The following is a 16430-nucleotide window of genomic DNA, read 5'->3' as shown; positions in this document are numbered from 1 at the left end:
CTCAAATGGTCAAAAAATATCGACCTTGAGGTAGTGTGCCCCGGGTATGGGGTTGTGGTAGTAGGGCGGGATTTCTTCGAAGCCCAGGTCGGTGTACAGCGCGCGGGCCGACTCCATATCGTCCAGGGTGTCGAGCAAAACACACGCGTAACCTGCTTGCCGCGCCCGGTCCAGCATGGCTTCGGCCAGCTCGCGACCCAGGCCAAAGCCGCGAAACGCCTTGCGCACATACAGCCGCTTCATTTCGCTGGCGTTGGGGTAGTCGGCGTTATCCAGCGGGCGCAGGGCGCAACAGCCTGCCAAGGCGCCTTCCACTTCGGCGACCAGCAGGGCGCCACGAGGTTCGGCGTAGTCGCCCGGCAGCTGCGCCAGTTCGGACTCAAAGTCCTGAAAGCACAAATCAACGCCCAGCGTGCTGGCGTACTCGCGAAAGATGTCTCTGACCGCATCCCACTCGGCGGGCGAAGAGGGGGTTCTCAGGGAGATGGAGGGCTTGTCCAAAGCGCAAGGCGTGCAAACGAAGGAGCCGCCAGTGTAGCGACTTCGTTCAGAACGCCGGTGCCGCCAGGGACGACACCCACCAGGCCACGCCAGCGCTCAGTGCCAGCACCACCAAGGCGACGATACGGCTCAGGGCATCATCCCGCGAAGGCGCCGCCGCCCCGGGCAGCGTCTTGTCGCCGTCCAGCATGGGGCGGATGAGCTGCTGCTTGCGCACGCGCACATAAAAGATGATGGCCAGCACGTGCAGCGCCACCAGCCCCAGCACCAGGAACTGCCCGATGTCCTTGTGGTAGTTCGTGGCCAGCCCCACGACGGCGTTCGAGACATATTGGGTCAACGGTCCGGCAAAGGCGATCTCGTCGTCGCTCAGCAAACCCGTGCCCACCTGGGCTGCCAGCACGGCCAGCAGCACGAACACCGACAACGCGCCCAGAGGGCTGTGTCCGATGCCGTCCTCCGGGTGTGGCGTGCCACGCAGGTACCGCAGCAGCCGCGCTGGCGAGTACAGGAACGCCGAAAAGCGCGACCAGCGGCCGCCCACCAATCCCCAGACCAGCCGGAACACCAGCAGCGCCAGCACCGTGTAGCCCAGGCGGAAATGCCAGACCATTGCATTGCCTCCCACATTGGCGGTGATGACCAGCGCCACGATGCAGACCGCCAGGGCCCAATGAAAAATGCGGGTTGGAAGGTCCCAGATGCGTACGGTGTGCTGCGTCATGGTGGTCAAAGGCGGTGCGCCGAAGTGAGGGATGGATGAGGAAGCATGCGGCATTGTGCGGCAGGGCGGCCGGACCTGTAACCTCCCAGCCACAGCACAAACGCGCCCAAACCGGCATACTGCGCAGGCTTGGAAGGCACCATTCTGTTCCACCCACGAAAAAGGAAGTTCCGATGAAAGCATTTGCTGCGTTGACCCTGGCGGCTGCGGCCCTGACCCTGTCCGCCCCCGCCTCCGCCCAATTTGCCAAAGCCGAAGATGCCATCAAATACCGCCAGAGTGCGCTGTTTGTGATGGGCCAGCACTTCGGCCGCCTCGGCGCCATGGCCAACGGCCGCGCGCCGTTCGATGCCAAGGTGGCGCAGGAGAATGCCGACATCGTGGCCCAGATGGCCAAGCTGCCATGGGCAGGTTTTGGTCCCGGCACCGACAAGGGCGCGCCCACCAAGGCACTGCCAGAAATCTGGACCGAGCAGGCCAAGTTCAAGGACCATGCCGAGAAGCTGGAAGCCGAGACCGTGAAACTCGCCGCTGCGGCCAAGACCGGCAACCTGGACAACCTGAAAACCGCCTTTGGTGCCACTGCAGGCACTTGCAAGGCCTGCCACGACAACTTCCGCGCGAAGTGACGCAATCACTGGAGGATCATGTTGCTATGTTTTGCATAGCGATCAAGGCATGATCCACTAGCGCAAAAGGCCAATTTCTATCGAAGTTGGCCTTTTTGATGCCCTGAACGGGCTGTGGTGCATGCGGGAGCGTTGTGTCCGCCCCGCTGCTCAGGTTTCTGCCAGCAGCTTCTCGATCAACTGGTGCAGCTCCGGGAAATTGGGGGCGCCTACATAGGTCTTCACGATCTCGCCCCGCTTGTTCACGATGAAGGTGGAGGGCGTCAGGCGCACATCGCCCCAGGCCTTGGCCACGTTGCCGGTGTTGTCGATGGCCACCTGGAAGGGCAGCTTGCGTGTCTCGGCAAAGTTCACCACGTAGCTGGGAGGGTCGTAGCTCATGGCCACGGCCAGGGTGTCAAAACCCTTGCTGTTGTATTTGTTGTAGGTCGCGATGATCTCGGGCATTTCGGCCACGCAGGTGGTGCAGCTCGTGGCCCAGAAGTTGACCAGGGTGACCTTGCCTTTCAGGTCGGCGGTGGATTTGCTGGAGCCATCCAGCAGCACGAAGGTCGATGCAGGCGCTTCGGCGCGGCCTGTGTCCAGGTACACATAGGCGCCCACAGCGGCAAACGCTGCCACCGCCACACCTGCTGCCCAATGCTTGATCGCCATGACTTCACCACCCATCCCAAAAGAAACACGGGGCCTGTGCCCCACCCCACATTGTGCCGGAGTGGCCCGCTCGCAGCGCGAGCGGCGCTCGCCACACCAAGGCTGGACTCGACTTTCCCGCAAAAGTTCGCCGCAGAACGCAGGGCAGGGGCGACATCGGGGACTCTGCCGATAATGCCCCGATGAAATGGACATTGACCGGGGCCGCTGCCCTGCTGATTGCGGGCTGCAGCCCCGCACTGAATTGGCGCACCGTGCCGCTGCCCGAAGCGGACCTGACCATCACCCTGCCGTGCAAGCCCGACCAGGCCACTCGCACCGTGGAGCTGGCAGGTGCACCGGTGGAGCTGTCCATGGTGGGCTGTGATGCCGATGGCGCCACCTTTGCTGTGTCCCATGCCGCGTTGGCCGACCCTGCCCAGGTGGGCGCAGCGCTCACCCATTGGCGGGCTGCCATGCTGGCGCGCCTGGGGGCAGGGGCCGAAGCGGGCGCCAAAGACGTACCCTACGCGCCGCGCGGCACCTTGCCCCTGCCGCAGTCGGTGCGTACCGTGGCTCAGGGGCAGCGTCCCGATGGCAGTGCGGTGGTCGCGCAGGCCGTGTGGTTTGCACGCGCGGCAGGGCCGCAGGTGCGGCTGTACCACGCCGTCGTCTACACCGCCAAGCCCCGGCCGGAGGTGGCCGACCAGTTCTTCGCTGGCCTGGCGCTGCCATGACGATGAGCAGCGGCGGCGTGTTGCCACGGCGGGCGGCCGTCATCGTCTTTCTGGCGTTTGCCTTTGCCTACTTTCTGTCGGCGCTGGTGCGTGCTGTCACGGCCACCCTGGCGCCCACGCTGGCTCAGGAGTTCTCGCTGCAGGCGCGGGACCTGGGGCTGCTGGCGGGCGGGTACTTTCTGGGCTTCTCGGCCACGCAGCTGCCGTTGGGGACCTGGCTGGACCGCCACGGCCCCAAGAAGGTCGCACTGGGCTTCCTGGGCGTGGCCGTGGTGGGGAGCCTGGTGTTTTCGGCGGCTACGGGGTTTTCGGGGCTGCTCGCCGGTCGGGTGTTGTGCGGCGCGGGCGTCAGCGCCTGCCTGATGGCGCCGCTCACTGGCTACCGCCGGTGGCTGGAGCCGGTGGCGCAGATGCGGGCGAACTCGTGGATGTTGATGACGGGCTCGCTGGGCATGGTGGCCTCCACGCTGCCGGTGCAATGGGCCTTGCCGCTGGTGGGCTGGCGCCCGCTGTTCTGGGGGCTGGCGGTTTTGATCGCGTTGTCGATGGTGGTGATTGCACTGTGGGTGCCAGGCTGGGGTTTGGCGGGGCAGGCGAAGGCCGATTCCGGCGCCGCAGAGGCCTTGCCCCAGGGCTATGGCGTGGTGTGGCGGCACCCTTATTTCCAGCGCCTCGCGCCGCTGGGGTTCTTCTGCTACGGCGGCATGGTGGCCATGCAGACCTTGTGGGCCGGGCCGTGGATGCAGCGCGTGGCGGGCTACACCGCCCTGGAGTCGGCGACGGGCCTGTTCTGGATCAACGTGTCCATGTTGTGCACCTTCTGGACCTGGGGCATGGTCAACCCCTGGCTGCTGCGCAAGGGGTTTGGTGCCGACCGGCTGATGGCCATGGGCCTTCCGCTGTGCTCGGTGGTGCTGCTGGGCATCATCCTGGCGGGGCCCCAGGCCGGGGGCGGCGCCTGGGCGTTGTTCTGCGTGTCGTGCACCTTTGTGTCGCTGTCGCAGCCCGCCGTGGCCATGGCGTTTCCGCAGGCGCTGGCAGGGCGGGCGCTGTCGGCCTACAACCTCGTGATTTTTGTGGGCGTGTTTGTGGTGCAGTGGGGCATCGGGCTGGCGGTGGACGCCTTTGCAGCCGCGGGGCTGGCCACCGTGCCGGCGTTCCAGGCGGCCATGGCGGTGTACCTGGCATGCAACGCCAGCGCCTACGCATGGTTCCTGCTTCGGGGGCGGCGCCATAATGTGCTGACAACCCCCACACCATGAACACTTGCGCAACCATCGATGCAACCACCGGCGGCCTCTTCATGACCTGCCCTTCGTTGATACCCGTGTGGCGTAAGTCGTGACCATGAGCCCCACCAGCATCCTCATCATTGCCCACGCCCCACTGGCCCATGCGCTGCGCGAATGTGCGCTGCACGTGTTTGCCGACTGCGGCAGCAGCGTGGCTGCGCTCGACGTGCAGCCCAACCAGCCCCCCGAAGAATCGCTGGCCCAGGCACGCATCATGCTGGACCAGCTGGGCACCGACACCACCCTGGTGCTGACCGATGTGTTCGGCGCCACGCCCTGCAACGTGGCGCAGCGCCTGGTAGACGGCGTGCGTTCGCGCCTGGTGACGGGTGTCAATCTGCCCATGCTGCTGCGCGCCGTGAGCTACCGGGCCGAGCCGCTCGATTCCGTGGTGACCCGCGCCGTGGTGGGTGGTACCCAAGGGGTGATGCAGGTGGCCATTTCCGCGCCGCAGAACCAGAACCGCCGTAACCGACATGATCAAGACCCGTACGACCATCAGCAATAAACTGGGCCTGCACGCCCGCGCATCGGCCAAGCTCACCAAGCTGGCCGGCAGCTTTCCGTGTGACGTTTTCATGAGCAAGGGGGAGCGCCGCATCAACGCCAAGAGCATCATGGGCGTGATGATGCTGGCCGCTGGGCTGGGCTCTGAAGTGGAGCTGGAAACCAACGGCGACCGCGAACAGGAGGCCATGGACGCCCTGCTGGCACTCATTGCCGACAAATTTGGCGAGGGTGAATAAGCCTGCCCACCTCGCCCGTGTCCTGACCCCGTCGAACCTTTGATCACACCACCATGACCTTCTCCGTCCACGGCCTCGCAGTTGCACGCGGCATTGCCATTGGCCGGGCCGTGCTGGTGGCGTCCAGCCGGGTGGATGTGGCGCACTACTTTGTCGAGCCCTCCCAGGTCGAGGGCGAGATCGAGCGGGTGCGCCAGGGCCGCAACGCCGTGGTCGAGGAGCTGCAGCGACTGCAGACCGACATGCCCGCCGACGCGCCGCACGAGCTGACCGCGTTGCTGGATGTGCACCTGATGCTGCTGCAGGACGAAGCCCTCACGGGCGGCGTCAAACACTGGATCACCGAGCGCCTGTACAACGCCGAGTGGGCGCTCACCACCCAGCTTGAGGTGATTGCGCGCCAGTTCGACGAGATGGAAGACGAGTACCTGCGCGAGCGCAAGGCGGACCTGGAGCAGGTGGTTGAGCGCATCCTGCGCTACATGAAAGGCGTGGCCAGCCCGGTGGCACCACCGGCCAGCAGCCCGCGTCGCAAGACACAGCAAGATTTGCTGCTGGACGACACGGTGGATGTGCCCCTGGTGCTGGTGGCGCACGACCTCTCGCCCGCCGACATGCTGCAGTTCAAGCAAAGCGTGTTCGCGGGCTTTGTGACGGACGTGGGCGGCAAGACCAGCCACACCGCCATCGTCGCGCGCAGCATGGACATCCCCGCCGTGGTGGGCGCGCGTGCCGCCAGCCAGCTGGTGCGCCAGGACGACTGGGTCATCATCGACGGCGATGCGGGCGTGGTCATTGTTGATCCCTCGCCCATCATCCTGGCCGAATACGGATTTCGCCAGCGCCAGGTTGAGCTGGAGCGCGAACGTCTGGCGCGCCTGCGCCACACGCCTGCCATCACCATCGACGGCCACAAGATCGAGCTGCTGGCCAACATCGAGCAGCCCGGCGACGCCGCCGCCGCCGTGCGCGCAGGCGCCGTGGGCGTGGGCCTGTTCCGCAGCGAATTTCTGTTCATGGGCAAAAGCGGCAACCTGCCCGGCGAGGACGAGCAGTACCGCGCCTACTGCGAGGCCATTGACGGCATGCAGGGGCTGCCCGTCACCATCCGCACCATCGACGTGGGCGCGGACAAGCCTCTGGACAACAAGGCTCACAAGGACAGCTACCTGAACCCGGCCCTGGGCCTGCGCGCCATCCGCTGGAGCCTGGCCGACCCGGCCATGTTCCGCACCCAGCTGCGCGCTGTGCTGCGTGCGGCGGCCCATGGCAAGGTCAACCTGCTGTTCCCCATGCTGGCGCACACGCACGAAATCCAGCAGACGCTCGCCCAGGTGGACCTCGCCCGGGGTGAGCTGGATGCACGTGGCGAGCCCTATGGTCCTGTACAGCTGGGTGCCATGATCGAGGTGCCCGCCGCCGCGCTCATGGTGCGCACCTTCCTCAAGTACTTCGACTTTCTCTCGATCGGCACCAACGACCTGATCCAGTACACCCTGGCCATCGACCGCGCCGACGAGGCCGTGGCCCACCTGTACGACCCGCTGCACCCTGCCGTGCTGCGCCTGGTGGGCGACGTGATTGCCGAGGGGGAGCGCCAGGGCAAGAGCGTGTGTGTGTGCGGCGAAACGGCGGGCGATGTGACCATGACGCGGCTGCTGTTGGGCCTGGGGCTGCGCAGCTTCTCCATGCACCCCGCGCAGATCCTGGCTGTGAAGCAGGAGGTGCTGCGCGCTGACACGCGCAAGCTCGCACCCTGGGCGCAGCAGGTGCTGGCGGGCGATGAACCTGCTGTGCTGCTGACCGCTTGACGGGCGGAGGACCTGACCGCCTGAGGGGGGTAGTTACTTCAAAATTGATAGCTGTCCGAGCATATTTTTCTAGCGCTCCCAGCCAATTTCGCTGAAATTACTGCGTCAGCGTGCCCGCATCCCCATCACGGCCGCGCTGATGATCATGGCCGTGGCCAGCGCAATGCTCCAGGTGAATGCGCGGCCGCTCACCAGGATCAGCAGCGCGGTGGACGCCAGTGGCGTGATGTAGCTCAGGATGCCGATGTGCCGTGCGTCCCCCAGCTTGAGCGCCTTGTCCCACATAAAAAACGACGCCCCCAGCGGCCCCAGGCCCAGCACCGCGAGCAGCCCCCAGTCGCGCGGCTGCAGTGCCACCGGCGGCTCCAGCGCCACATGGCACAGCAGCGACAGCGCGCCGGACACCAGCCCGAACAGGCCAATGGCCGTGGTCGGGAACGCTGCCACGCGCTTGGTCATGAGCGAATACGTGGCCCAGATGAAAGCCGCTGCCAGCGCGGGCAGGTAGCCCCAGGCCAGCGTGCCGCTCAACTCGCGACCGCCGGCAATGGCAATGGCGGCGCCGCCAAAACCCAGCAGCGCCGCCAGCACATGTGGCAAGCGCAGCGCCACACCGGGCAGCACCACCGGCGAGAGCACCACGATGAACAGCGGCCACAGGTAGTTGACGAGGTTGGCCTCCACCGGCGGGGCATGGCGCAGCGCGATGAACAGCAGGAAGTGGTACGCAAACAGGCCGTACACGCCCAACGCCAGCGTGCGCAGCGGGATGCGCCACTGTGCAGGGTCACGCAGCACAAACGGCCAGGCCGGCACGCTGCCGATGATGAGCGCAACGCCTGTGAGCAGGAAGGGCGGAATGTGGGTGAGGGACACCCCCAGGGAAGCGAGAGAGGCCCACAGCGCAATGGCGCCCAGGGCATAGAGGTTGGCTTGCATGGCGCCGAGCTTACGCGCGCCCGCTGTGGTGAGTCGTCGCGCAACACCGGTGAGTCGTCGCGCGCCAAGGTTTTGGCCTGGTTGCCAGCCGTCGCCGGCCGTTATGTGTGCTGCTCAGCCCGGCGCAATGCGGCAGTCAAAGCCGAGGGCGAGCGGTAGCCCGTGCGCAGCGCCACCTCGGCCACCGCCATGCCCGTGCTGCGCAGCACCCGGGCCTGCGCCAGGCGCAAGCCGCGCAGCCAGGCCATGGCGCCCATGCCCTGGTCGTCCCGGCATCGGGCAGAAAACTGGCTGGGGCTCAGATGCACCTGCGCCGCCAGGTCGGCCACGGTCAGTTCACGGTGCCATTGCTGCGCCGCCCATTGCTGCAGGGCGGGCCAGTTGATGGTGCGGCCGCGCGTGGGGACGGGCGTGGAACAGTCGGAATGGGTGCTGTCGAGCCACGCCTCCAGCAAGAGCGCAGGGCCGTAGGTTTGTGCCAGCGGGCGGTCTTGTTGCAGTGCGCTCGCCAGATAGTGCGCCAGTGGCAGTGCATCGGCGGGTGGTTTGGTCGAGCGTCGTTGGCCGGTACAGCGCGCCCAGTCGGGGTGTGCGCTGTCCAGCACCAGGCACAGGCTGCCACGGGACGATTCAAAGTCGTGCCGATCTCCCGGGGCAATCACGCAGCCGCCGCCGGGTACCACGCGCACGCCACGGCCCGCCACCTCCAGGTCCAGCGCTCCGGAGAGTCCCAGCAGAATCTGGAAATGGTCATGGCTGTGGCTGCCCGGTGATGCGCCGTAGCGGCGCAGCGAGAGCAGACCATTCGGGCCCATGGGTGACCTGCGACCGGGCCGGGTGGACAGGGCTTACACGCCAGCGGCGTGCGCCTGTTGGTCCGCGTGGTAGCTGGAGCGCACCATGGCGCCAACTGCCGCATGGCTGAAGCCCATCTTGTACGCCTCTTCCTCGAACATCTTGAAGGTGTCGGGGTGCACGTAGCGGCGCACGGGCAGATGGCTGTTGCTGGGTGCCAGGTACTGGCCGATGGTCAGCATGTCGATGTTGTGCGCGCGCATGTCACGCATGACCTGCAGGATCTCTTCGTCCGTCTCGCCCAGGCCGACCATAATCCCGCTCTTGGTGGGCACGTTGGGATGCAAGGCCTTGAACTTCTTGAGCAGGTTCAGGCTGAACTGGTAGTCCGAACCGGGGCGCGCTTCCTTGTACAGGCGGGGCGCAGTTTCCAGGTTGTGGTTCATCACGTCGGGCGGCGCGGCTTTCAGGATTTCGAGCGCGCGGTCATCACGGCCGCGGAAGTCGGGCACCAGGATCTCGATTTGGGTCTGGGGCGACAGCTCGCGGATGTTCTGGATGCATTCCACAAAGTGGCCGCTGCCGCCGTCGCGCAGGTCGTCGCGGTCCACGCTGGTGATCACCACGTACTTGAGCTTGAGCGCGGCAATGGTCTTGGCCAGGTTCAGCGGCTCGTCCTTGTCCAGCGGGTCGGGGCGGCCATGGCCCACGTCGCAGAACGGGCAGCGGCGCGTGCACTTGTCGCCCATGATCATGAAGGTGGCCGTGCCCTTGCCGAAGCATTCACCGATGTTGGGGCAAGACGCTTCTTCGCACACCGTGTGCAGCTTGTGCTCGCGCAGGATTTCCTTGATCTCGTAGAAACGCGTGGTGGGGCTGCCTGCCTTCACGCGGATCCACTCGGGCTTCTTCAGCACTTCGCCCTGCTCCACCTTGATCGGAATGCGCGACAGCTTGGCCGCAGCCTTTTGCTTGGCTAGCGGGTTGTAGGCTTCGGTGGATTGCGCTTCGCGGACGACTTCAGGGGTGCTCATGGCTGTAGGCAGAGTTCAGGGCGCCAACCGGATGCTGAGCTGCTGGCCCAGCACCTGCGCGGCTTCTTCCCAGGTGGTGTGGACCCCGATTGTAGAAAGGTCCACCGTTTTCAATCCTGCGTAACCGCAAGGGTTGATGCGGCCGTAGGGCTCCAGGTCCATGTTCACGTTCAGCGCCACGCCGTGGTAGGTGCAGTGGCGGCTGACCTTGATGCCGAGCGCCGCGATCTTGCCCAGGCCTTCGAAGTCGGGCGTGGGCGCCTCCGAGCCCGTTCGTTTTTGGGGGCGTTGGGGCAGCATGGCGTGGCTGCGCGGATCATCCAGGCGCACATAAATGCCGGGTGCGCCGGCAACCCGGTGGCCCGTGACGCCGAAGTGCGCCAGCGCACGGATCACGGACTCTTCGACGCGATAAACGTATTCCTTGACGAAATAGCCTGCGCGTTGCAGGTCGATCAGCGGGTACGCGACCACCTGGCCCGGTCCGTGGAAGGTGACCTGCCCACCCCGGTTGGTTGCGATGACGGGGATCTCGCCTGGGTCAAGCACATGATCGTTTTTGCCTGCAATGCCTTGGGTGTAAAGCGGCGGGTGCTCACAAATCCAAAGCGTATCCGGGTCAGAGGGCGTACGTGTGGTCGTGTAGTCCTGCATGGCCTGCACAGTGCTGGCGTAGTCCGCACGGCCCAGCAGGCGGATGTCAATCGTCATGGCGCAACTTGCCGGGGGGCGGCTACAGCACCACTTTCACCAGCGGATGCGATGACAGCGCACGGTACAGGTCGTCCAGCTGCTCGCGGCTGGTCGCCGTGATGGTGATGGTTACTCCGAGGTAATTGCCTGCGCGGCTGTCCCGCAGTTCAATGGTGGCGGCGTCGAAGGTGGGGTCAAACTGGCGGGCCAGTTCGGTCACCGCGTGCACGAACCCATCCACCTTGGCGCCCATGACCTTGATCGGGAACTTGGAGGGGTATTCGATCAGCGAGTCTTTGCGTGGATCTGTTGCCTGCGTATCGAGGCCGTTGGCGGGCGGCGGATTGGAGGATGTCATGGTGGATCGCGGTGGTAGGGATGCTGCAGTTTCAATAGCTAGGCATGCACTGTCATTGTGCGCCACGGGCTGATGAGGGTGTCTGAATTGTGTGTTTGGCGTGCGCCAGATCGGTGCATTGCGCGAGTTTTTTGGAGCGCAAAAGCCGTTGGCGCATCACCACAACAGAGCAGGCGCACACGAAGCCCACAGGCACGTTTGCGGGTTTTTGTCTGGTGCCATGGGTTTTTACTTATAATTAGAGGCTTTGTAAAAGTTGCGGTCTGTAACGCGGGCGTCATTCATCAATGAAAACAATCCCGCCAGAGACTGAAACTGAGGCTGAAGAATCTGACTTCAAGCCCCTGACGGCCCAAGAGGCGCAGCAGTGGCGCAGTCGCCATCCGCCCCTCTCGGTGTGGAAGGTGGTGGCAGGTCAGGCGCTGGTCGGAATGCTGGTGGCCCTGGTGGCCTGGGTTCTGACGGGCAGGGCGGTGGTGGGTTGGTCTGCAGCCTACGGTGCCCTGGCAGTGGTGGCTCCGGCTGCACTGTTTGCCCGCGGTGTGTTGCGCCACAAGGCGTCATCCAATCCGCGGGCTGCCATGGTGGGGTTCTTTGGGTGGGAAATCGCCAAGATCATGTTGACGGTGGCGCTGCTGGCGGCGGCACCTCGGCTGGTGCCGGGCTTGAGCTGGATTGCCTTGCTGATTGGCATGGTGGTCGCAATGAAAACGTACTGGGTGGCACTGTTGGTGCGGCCTGGTGTCCGAAAAACCGATTGATAGAGAGAAGAGTTGTCCGATGGCCGCAGAAGCGCACGCTCCGACTGCAAGTGAATACATCGTTCACCACCTGCAGCATCTTCAAAACGTCAACCAGACCAAGATCGTTGATTTCACTGTCATCAACTATGACTCGATCATCGTCGGTTTGGTTCTGGGGGCTCTCACCCTTTTGATTCTGTGGTCAGCTGCCCGGAAGGCAACCTCTGGTGTGCCTGGACGCTTCCAGGCAGCGGTCGAGATGCTGGTCGAGATGGTGGACAACCAGGCCAAGGCGAACATTCACAACGCTGAAAGCCGCAAGTTCATTGCGCCCCTGGGTCTGACGGTGTTCGTCTGGATCTTCTTGATGAACTTCATGGACATGCTGCCTGTGGACCTGCTGCCCGCCATCTGGGCGCAAATCTATGGCGCCGCCGGCCACGATCCTCACCACGCCTATCTGCGTGTCGTGCCCACGGCTGACCTGTCTACCACGCTGGGCCTCGCTTTTGCCATCCTGATCCTGCGCTTCTGGTACAGCGTCAAGATCAAGGGTGCTGGCGGCTGGGCACACGAACTGGTGTCGGCCCCTTTCGGCACCAGCAAGAATCCTATCTTCGCCCTGATCCTGGGCGTGGTGAATCTGCTCATGCAGATCATTGAATATGTCGCCAACACCGTGTCCCACGGCATGCGGTTGTTTGGCAACATGTACGCTGGCGAGCTGGTGTTCATGCTCATCGCCCTCATGGGTGGTGCTGCGGCCCTGTCGCTGTCGGGTGTGCTGCTGCCTGTGGGCCACGTCATCGCTGGCACCATCTGGACGCTGTTCCACATTTTGGTGATCTCGCTGCAAGCGTTCATTTTCATGATGCTGGCGCTGATCTACCTCGGTCAGGCGCACAACGCGCACTAAGTTCCCCTTTCGTTTTTTCTTTCCTTAACTTTTCTTTTTAACTCAGGAGTCATCATGGAAAACATTCTCGGTCTCGTCGCTCTGGCTTGTGGTCTGATCGTTGGTCTGGGCGCTATCGGCGCTTCCATCGGCATCGCCCTGATGGGTGGCAAGTTCCTCGAATCGTCGGCACGTCAGCCTGAACTGATCAACGAACTGCAAACCAAGATGTTCATCTTGGCTGGTCTGATCGACGCTGCGTTCCTGATCGGCGTGGCTATCGCTCTGCTGTTCGCTTTCGCCAACCCCTTCGTTTCCACGCTCTTGGCCAACCTGCCCAAGTAATTCCCGTTCAACGCCACTTTAGAAAGGTGTTGCCGTGAGTATCAATGCGACCCTGTTCGTTCAGGCCATCGTCTTCCTGATCCTCGTGTGGTTCACGATGAAATTCGTGTGGCCCCCGATCGCGAAGGCGCTGGATGAGCGAGCCCAGAAAATCGCCGATGGCCTCGCAGCTGCCGACCGTGCCAAATCCGAACTGACCGCTGCCAACCAGCGCGTCGAGAAGGAGCTGTCACAGGCGCGCAACGAGACGGCCTCGCGTCTTGCGGACGCCGACCGTCGTGCCCAGGCCATCATCGAAGAAGCCAAGGCCCGCGCCACAGAGGAAGGCAACAAGATTGTTGCTGCTGCCCGCGCTGAAGCCGAGCAGCAGACGGTCCAAGCCCGCGAAGCCCTGCGTGAGCAGGTGGCAGCGTTGGCCGTCAAGGGTGCCGAGCAGATTCTCCGCAAGGAAGTCAATGCTGGCGTCCATGCCGACCTGCTCAACCGCCTGAAGACCGAGCTGTAAGGGGACACACATGGCTGAACTCGCCACCATTGCCCGCCCTTACGCCGATGCCTTGTTCAAGGCTGCCACTGCGGGCGCGGGCGTCGATCTGGGCAGCACCGCTGCCTGGATGGACGAACTGGCGGCGATTGCCGCCAACCCCCAGCTGCGTCAGTTGGCGGACAACCCCAAGGTGACGGCAGACCAGGTGTTCGCTGTATTCACCGGGGTCGCCCGCTCGGCCCTGCCGGATATGGCCAAAAATTTCCTGCGCACAGTCATCGACAACGGACGCATTGATGCGCTCCCGGAAGTGGCTGCGCAGTTTCGTGCCCTCGTGAATCGTCGCAACGGATCTTCGGATGCCGTGGTGTACAGCGCATTTCCGATGGACAGTGCTGCACTGTCTGAGGTCAGCGCAGCGCTGGAAAAGCGCTTCGGCCGCAAGCTCAACCTCGCTGTGAAGCTGGATGAGTCCCTGATCGGTGGTATTCGCGTAGTGGTGGGTGACGAGGTGCTGGACACTTCGGTCAAGGCCCGTCTTGAACAAATGAAAGCGGCCCTCATCGCGTAATGCGCGGCGAGGACAGCGAACCAAAGAAAGAAGGAAAGAGTCATGCAACTCAATCCCGCAGAAATTTCTGAACTCATCAAGAGCCGCATCGAAGGTCTGGCCGCCAGCAGCGATATCCGCAACCAGGGTACCGTGGTGTCCGTGTCCGACGGTATCGTGCGCGTTCATGGCCTGTCGGACGTGATGCAGGGCGAAATGCTCGAGTTCCCCGCGACCAAGGACGGCCAGCCCTCCTACGGTCTGGCGCTGAACCTTGAGCGCGACTCCGTCGGCGCCGTGATTCTGGGCGAGTACGAGCATATCTCCGAAGGCGACACCGTGAAGTGCACGGGCCGTATTCTGGAAGTGCCCGTCGGCCCCGAACTGATCGGCCGCGTGGTGAATGCCCTGGGCCAGCCGATCGACGGCAAGGGTCCCATCAACGCCAAGCTCACCGACGTGATCGAAAAGGTTGCTCCTGGTGTGATCGCCCGTAAATCGGTGGACCAGCCTCTGCAGACCGGCCTGAAGTCCATCGACTCGATGGTGCCCGTGGGCCGTGGCCAGCGCGAGCTGATCATTGGTGACCGCCAGACCGGCAAGACGGCCGTCGCCATCGACGCCATCATTGCCCAGAAGGGTCAGGGCGTTACCTGTATCTACGTCGCTATTGGTCAGAAGGCTTCTTCGATCAAGAACGTGGTGCGCGCTCTGGAACAAGCCGGCGCCATGGAGTACACGATTGTGGTGGCCGCATCGGCTTCCGAATCGGCCGCCATGCAGTACGTGTCGGCCTACTCGGGCTGCACGATGGGCGAGTACTTCCGCGACCGCGGTGAAGACGCGCTGATCGTGTATGACGATCTGTCCAAGCAAGCCGTTGCCTACCGCCAAGTGTCCCTGCTGCTCCGCCGCCCACCAGGCCGCGAAGCCTATCCTGGCGACGTGTTCTATCTCCACAGCCGTCTGCTCGAACGCGCAGCCCGCGTGAACGCCGACTACGTCGAAGCCTTCACCAAGGGTGAAGTCAAGGGCAAGACCGGATCGTTGACGGCACTGCCCATCATCGAAACGCAAGCTGGCGACGTGTCCGCTTTCGTGCCTACCAACGTGATTTCGATCACCGACGGTCAGATCTTCCTGGAAACCAGCCTGTTCAACGCCGGTATCCGCCCCGCTATCAACGCCGGTATCTCGGTGTCGCGCGTCGGCGGTGCAGCCCAGACCAAGCTGGTGAAGAACCTGTCCGGTGGTATCCGTACCGACTTGGCCCAGTACCGCGAACTGGCTGCGTTCGCGCAGTTTGCCTCCGATCTGGACGAAGCCACCCGCAAGCAGCTGGACCGCGGTGCCCGCGTGACCGAACTGCTCAAGCAGGCACAGTACAGCCCACTGCCCATCTCGCTGATGGCTTCCACGCTGTTCGCTGTGAACAAGGGCTTCATGGACGACATCGACGTCAAGAAGGTGCTCGACTTCGAACACGGCCTGCACCAGTTCCTGAAGACCAGCCACGCCGCTTTGCTGGCCAAGCTGGAGCAGGCCAAGGCCATGGACAAGGACGCAGAAGCCGAATTGACCGCAGCGATCGCCGCGTTCAAGAAGTCGTTCGCTTAAACCGGACGAGGAGCCATCATGGCAGCAGGCAAGGAAATACGCGGCAAGATCAAATCGGTGGAAAACACCAAGAAGATCACCAAAGCCATGGAAATGGTGGCCGCATCCAAAATGCGCAAGGCGCAGGACCGGATGCGGGCTGCCCGCCCATACAGCGAGAAGATCCGCAACATTGCAGCCAACCTCGGCAAGGCCAACCCAGAGTACGTGCATCCGTTCATGAAAGTGAACGATGCCAAGACCGCTGGCGTCATCGTCATCACCACCGACAAGGGTCTGTGTGGCGGCATGAACACGAACGTGTTGCGTGCCGTGACGACCAAGCTGCGTGAACTGCAAGGTGCTGGCGTCTCGACCGAAGCCGTGGCGATTGGCAACAAGGGCCTGGGTTTCCTGAACCGTGTGGGCGCCAAGGTGGTTTCGCACGTGACGGGTCTGGGCGACACCCCCCACCTGGACAAGCTGATTGGCCCGGTGAAGGTGCTGCTCGATGCATACGCAGAAGGCAAGATCAACGCGGTGTACCTGAGCTACACCAAGTTCATCAACACCATGAAGCAGGAATCGGTGGTGGAGCAGTTGCTCCCCCTGTCCTCCGAGCAGATGCAGGCTGAGAAGACGGAACACGGCTGGGACTACATCTATGAGCCCGATGCGCAAAGCGTCATCGACGAGCTGCTGGTCCGTTATGTCGAGTCCCTGATCTACCAGGCGGTTGCGGAAAACATGGCGTCCGAGCAGTCGGCGCGCATGGTGGCCATGAAGGCTGCCACCGACAACGCCGGCAGCGTCATTGGCGAGTTGAAGCTGGTCTACAACAAGACGCGCCAGGCAGCGATCACGAAAGAACTTTCGGAAATCGTGGCTGGCGCCGCTGCTGTGTAAGCAGCTCAACAAACTA

General features: G+C 63.7%; 21 protein-coding genes. 13 read left to right on the top strand and 8 right to left on the bottom strand.

Translation table 11 applies throughout. The annotated features are described in order from the left end of the window. Nucleotides 1-9 precede the first annotated feature (9 nt). Both CLU87_RS19250 and CLU87_RS19245 read right to left on the bottom strand, forming a co-directional pair. Nucleotides 10-501: a GNAT family N-acetyltransferase gene (locus CLU87_RS19250; protein WP_056058903.1), complete on the bottom strand. Its 492-nt coding sequence runs from the start codon at nt 499-501 to the stop codon at nt 10-12. Nucleotides 502-547: 46 nt separating this feature from the next. After that, nucleotides 548-1225 carry a cytochrome b/b6 domain-containing protein gene (locus CLU87_RS19245; RefSeq protein ID WP_099731481.1) on the bottom strand — a complete coding sequence of 226 codons (678 nt, stop codon included), beginning with the start codon at nt 1223-1225 and terminating at the stop codon, nt 548-550. Between the two features lie 173 nt (nt 1226-1398). On the opposite strand from CLU87_RS19245, the gene CLU87_RS19240 reads away from it, so the two are divergent. Beyond that, nucleotides 1399-1854, top strand: coding sequence for a cytochrome c (locus CLU87_RS19240; RefSeq protein ID WP_056058898.1), 456 nt, complete (start codon nt 1399-1401; stop codon nt 1852-1854). Nucleotides 1855-2004: 150 nt separating this feature from the next. Here the strand turns inward: CLU87_RS19240 and CLU87_RS19235 are convergent, their stop codons facing one another. Then, the gene (locus CLU87_RS19235; protein WP_056058916.1) at nt 2005-2508 is read right to left on the bottom strand and encodes a TlpA disulfide reductase family protein; all 504 of its coding nucleotides are present in this window, start codon (nt 2506-2508) and stop codon (nt 2005-2007) included. Nucleotides 2509-2690: 182 nt separating this feature from the next. Between CLU87_RS19235 and CLU87_RS19230 the strand changes: the two genes are divergently transcribed. From CLU87_RS19230 to ptsP, 5 genes are all read left to right on the top strand, one after another. After that, nucleotides 2691-3224: a hypothetical protein gene (locus CLU87_RS19230; RefSeq protein WP_056744131.1), complete on the top strand. Its 534-nt coding sequence runs from the start codon at nt 2691-2693 to the stop codon at nt 3222-3224. A 2-nt stretch (nt 3225-3226) separates the two neighbouring features. Beyond that, nucleotides 3227-4486, top strand: coding sequence for an MFS transporter (locus CLU87_RS19225; RefSeq protein WP_099731480.1), 1260 nt, complete (start codon nt 3227-3229; stop codon nt 4484-4486). An 85-nt stretch (nt 4487-4571) separates the two neighbouring features. Further along, complete coding sequence (locus CLU87_RS19220; protein ID WP_056058890.1) at nt 4572-5024, top strand: PTS sugar transporter subunit IIA; 453 nt, start codon at nt 4572-4574, stop codon at nt 5022-5024. Then, the gene (locus CLU87_RS19215; RefSeq protein WP_056058887.1) at nt 4993-5262 is read left to right on the top strand and encodes an HPr family phosphocarrier protein; all 270 of its coding nucleotides are present in this window, start codon (nt 4993-4995) and stop codon (nt 5260-5262) included. The genes CLU87_RS19220 and CLU87_RS19215 overlap by 32 nt, the downstream gene beginning before the upstream one ends. Before the next feature lie 53 nt (nt 5263-5315). Further along, complete coding sequence (ptsP, locus tag CLU87_RS19210; RefSeq protein ID WP_056058884.1) at nt 5316-7073, top strand: phosphoenolpyruvate--protein phosphotransferase; 1758 nt, start codon at nt 5316-5318, stop codon at nt 7071-7073. Between the two features lie 105 nt (nt 7074-7178). Here ptsP and CLU87_RS19205 read toward each other — a convergent pair whose 3' ends face one another. The 5 genes from CLU87_RS19205 to CLU87_RS19185 form a co-directional block, all read right to left on the bottom strand. Beyond that, entirely contained in the window at nt 7179-8012 is an 834-nt protein-coding gene (locus tag CLU87_RS19205) for a DMT family transporter (protein WP_099731479.1), read from the bottom strand. 101 nt (nt 8013-8113) lie between these two features. Continuing rightward, the gene (locus tag CLU87_RS19200; RefSeq protein WP_099731478.1) at nt 8114-8827 is read right to left on the bottom strand and encodes an AraC family transcriptional regulator; all 714 of its coding nucleotides are present in this window, start codon (nt 8825-8827) and stop codon (nt 8114-8116) included. Nucleotides 8828-8860: 33 nt separating this feature from the next. Beyond that, a complete protein-coding gene (gene lipA / locus CLU87_RS19195) occupies nt 8861-9841 on the bottom strand; it encodes a lipoyl synthase (protein WP_056058875.1) in 981 nt (326 codons plus the stop codon). Nucleotides 9842-9856: 15 nt separating this feature from the next. Next, nucleotides 9857-10552 carry a lipoyl(octanoyl) transferase LipB gene (lipB, locus tag CLU87_RS19190; RefSeq protein WP_099731477.1) on the bottom strand — a complete coding sequence of 232 codons (696 nt, stop codon included), beginning with the start codon at nt 10550-10552 and terminating at the stop codon, nt 9857-9859. Nucleotides 10553-10574: 22 nt separating this feature from the next. Continuing rightward, nucleotides 10575-10892, bottom strand: a complete 318-nt coding sequence (locus CLU87_RS19185; RefSeq protein WP_056058869.1) for a YbeD family protein — start codon at nt 10890-10892, stop codon at nt 10575-10577. Between the two features lie 287 nt (nt 10893-11179). Here CLU87_RS19185 and CLU87_RS19180 point away from each other — a divergent pair, with 287 nt between their 5' ends. Genes CLU87_RS19180 through atpG form a run of 7 tightly spaced genes read left to right on the top strand, consistent with a single transcriptional unit; the run spans nt 11180 to nt 16414 of the window. Then, nucleotides 11180-11653 carry an ATP synthase subunit I gene (locus CLU87_RS19180; RefSeq protein WP_056058866.1) on the top strand — a complete coding sequence of 158 codons (474 nt, stop codon included), beginning with the start codon at nt 11180-11182 and terminating at the stop codon, nt 11651-11653. 19 nt (nt 11654-11672) lie between these two features. Continuing rightward, the gene (atpB, locus tag CLU87_RS19175) at nt 11673-12551 is read left to right on the top strand and encodes a F0F1 ATP synthase subunit A (RefSeq protein ID WP_010467223.1); all 879 of its coding nucleotides are present in this window, start codon (nt 11673-11675) and stop codon (nt 12549-12551) included. 54 nt (nt 12552-12605) lie between these two features. Beyond that, a complete protein-coding gene (atpE, locus tag CLU87_RS19170) occupies nt 12606-12875 on the top strand; it encodes a F0F1 ATP synthase subunit C (protein ID WP_015012210.1) in 270 nt (89 codons plus the stop codon). Between the two features lie 34 nt (nt 12876-12909). Next, nucleotides 12910-13380, top strand: a complete 471-nt coding sequence (locus tag CLU87_RS19165; RefSeq protein WP_056058864.1) for a F0F1 ATP synthase subunit B — start codon at nt 12910-12912, stop codon at nt 13378-13380. 10 nt (nt 13381-13390) lie between these two features. Then, nucleotides 13391-13933, top strand: a complete 543-nt coding sequence (locus CLU87_RS19160; protein WP_056058859.1) for a F0F1 ATP synthase subunit delta — start codon at nt 13391-13393, stop codon at nt 13931-13933. A gap of 42 nt (nt 13934-13975) precedes the next feature. Beyond that, nucleotides 13976-15529 carry a F0F1 ATP synthase subunit alpha gene (gene atpA, locus CLU87_RS19155; RefSeq protein WP_056058856.1) on the top strand — a complete coding sequence of 518 codons (1554 nt, stop codon included), beginning with the start codon at nt 13976-13978 and terminating at the stop codon, nt 15527-15529. Between the two features lie 18 nt (nt 15530-15547). Beyond that, complete coding sequence (gene atpG, locus CLU87_RS19150; protein ID WP_056058853.1) at nt 15548-16414, top strand: F0F1 ATP synthase subunit gamma; 867 nt, start codon at nt 15548-15550, stop codon at nt 16412-16414. The last annotated feature ends 16 nt before the right edge of the window (nt 16415-16430 follow it).

Source organism: Acidovorax sp. 59 (assembly GCF_002754175.1).
In the GTDB taxonomy this organism is placed as follows: domain Bacteria; phylum Pseudomonadota; class Gammaproteobacteria; order Burkholderiales; family Burkholderiaceae_C; genus Acidovorax; species Acidovorax delafieldii.
Note: the sequence above shows the minus strand (reverse complement) of the source record. Positions and strands in the feature narration are given on the sequence as shown.

Bases quoted from the DNA above. Each gene is read 5' to 3' on its own strand.
- CLU87_RS19245 (WP_099731481.1), bottom strand. From the start codon at position 1,225: ATGACGCAGCACACCGTACGCATCTGGGACCTTCCAACCCGCATTTTT.
- CLU87_RS19240 (WP_056058898.1), top strand. From the start codon at position 1,399: ATGAAAGCATTTGCTGCGTTGACCCTGGCGGCTGCGGCCCTGACCCTG.
- CLU87_RS19235 (WP_056058916.1), bottom strand. From the start codon at position 2,508: ATGGCGATCAAGCATTGGGCAGCAGGTGTGGCGGTGGCAGCGTTTGCC.
- CLU87_RS19230 (WP_056744131.1), top strand. From the start codon at position 2,691: ATGAAATGGACATTGACCGGGGCCGCTGCCCTGCTGATTGCGGGCTGC.
- CLU87_RS19225 (WP_099731480.1), top strand. From the start codon at position 3,227: ATGAGCAGCGGCGGCGTGTTGCCACGGCGGGCGGCCGTCATCGTCTTT.
- CLU87_RS19220 (WP_056058890.1), top strand. From the start codon at position 4,572: ATGAGCCCCACCAGCATCCTCATCATTGCCCACGCCCCACTGGCCCAT.
- CLU87_RS19215 (WP_056058887.1), top strand. From the start codon at position 4,993: ATGATCAAGACCCGTACGACCATCAGCAATAAACTGGGCCTGCACGCC.
- ptsP (WP_056058884.1), top strand. From the start codon at position 5,316: ATGACCTTCTCCGTCCACGGCCTCGCAGTTGCACGCGGCATTGCCATT.
- CLU87_RS19205 (WP_099731479.1), bottom strand. From the start codon at position 8,012: ATGCAAGCCAACCTCTATGCCCTGGGCGCCATTGCGCTGTGGGCCTCT.
- CLU87_RS19200 (WP_099731478.1), bottom strand. From the start codon at position 8,827: ATGGGCCCGAATGGTCTGCTCTCGCTGCGCCGCTACGGCGCATCACCG.
- lipA (WP_056058875.1), bottom strand. From the start codon at position 9,841: ATGAGCACCCCTGAAGTCGTCCGCGAAGCGCAATCCACCGAAGCCTAC.
- lipB (WP_099731477.1), bottom strand. From the start codon at position 10,552: ATGACGATTGACATCCGCCTGCTGGGCCGTGCGGACTACGCCAGCACT.
- CLU87_RS19185 (WP_056058869.1), bottom strand. From the start codon at position 10,892: ATGACATCCTCCAATCCGCCGCCCGCCAACGGCCTCGATACGCAGGCA.
- CLU87_RS19180 (WP_056058866.1), top strand. From the start codon at position 11,180: ATGAAAACAATCCCGCCAGAGACTGAAACTGAGGCTGAAGAATCTGAC.
- atpB (WP_010467223.1), top strand. From the start codon at position 11,673: ATGGCCGCAGAAGCGCACGCTCCGACTGCAAGTGAATACATCGTTCAC.
- atpE (WP_015012210.1), top strand. From the start codon at position 12,606: ATGGAAAACATTCTCGGTCTCGTCGCTCTGGCTTGTGGTCTGATCGTT.
- CLU87_RS19160 (WP_056058859.1), top strand. From the start codon at position 13,391: ATGGCTGAACTCGCCACCATTGCCCGCCCTTACGCCGATGCCTTGTTC.
- atpA (WP_056058856.1), top strand. From the start codon at position 13,976: ATGCAACTCAATCCCGCAGAAATTTCTGAACTCATCAAGAGCCGCATC.
- atpG (WP_056058853.1), top strand. From the start codon at position 15,548: ATGGCAGCAGGCAAGGAAATACGCGGCAAGATCAAATCGGTGGAAAAC.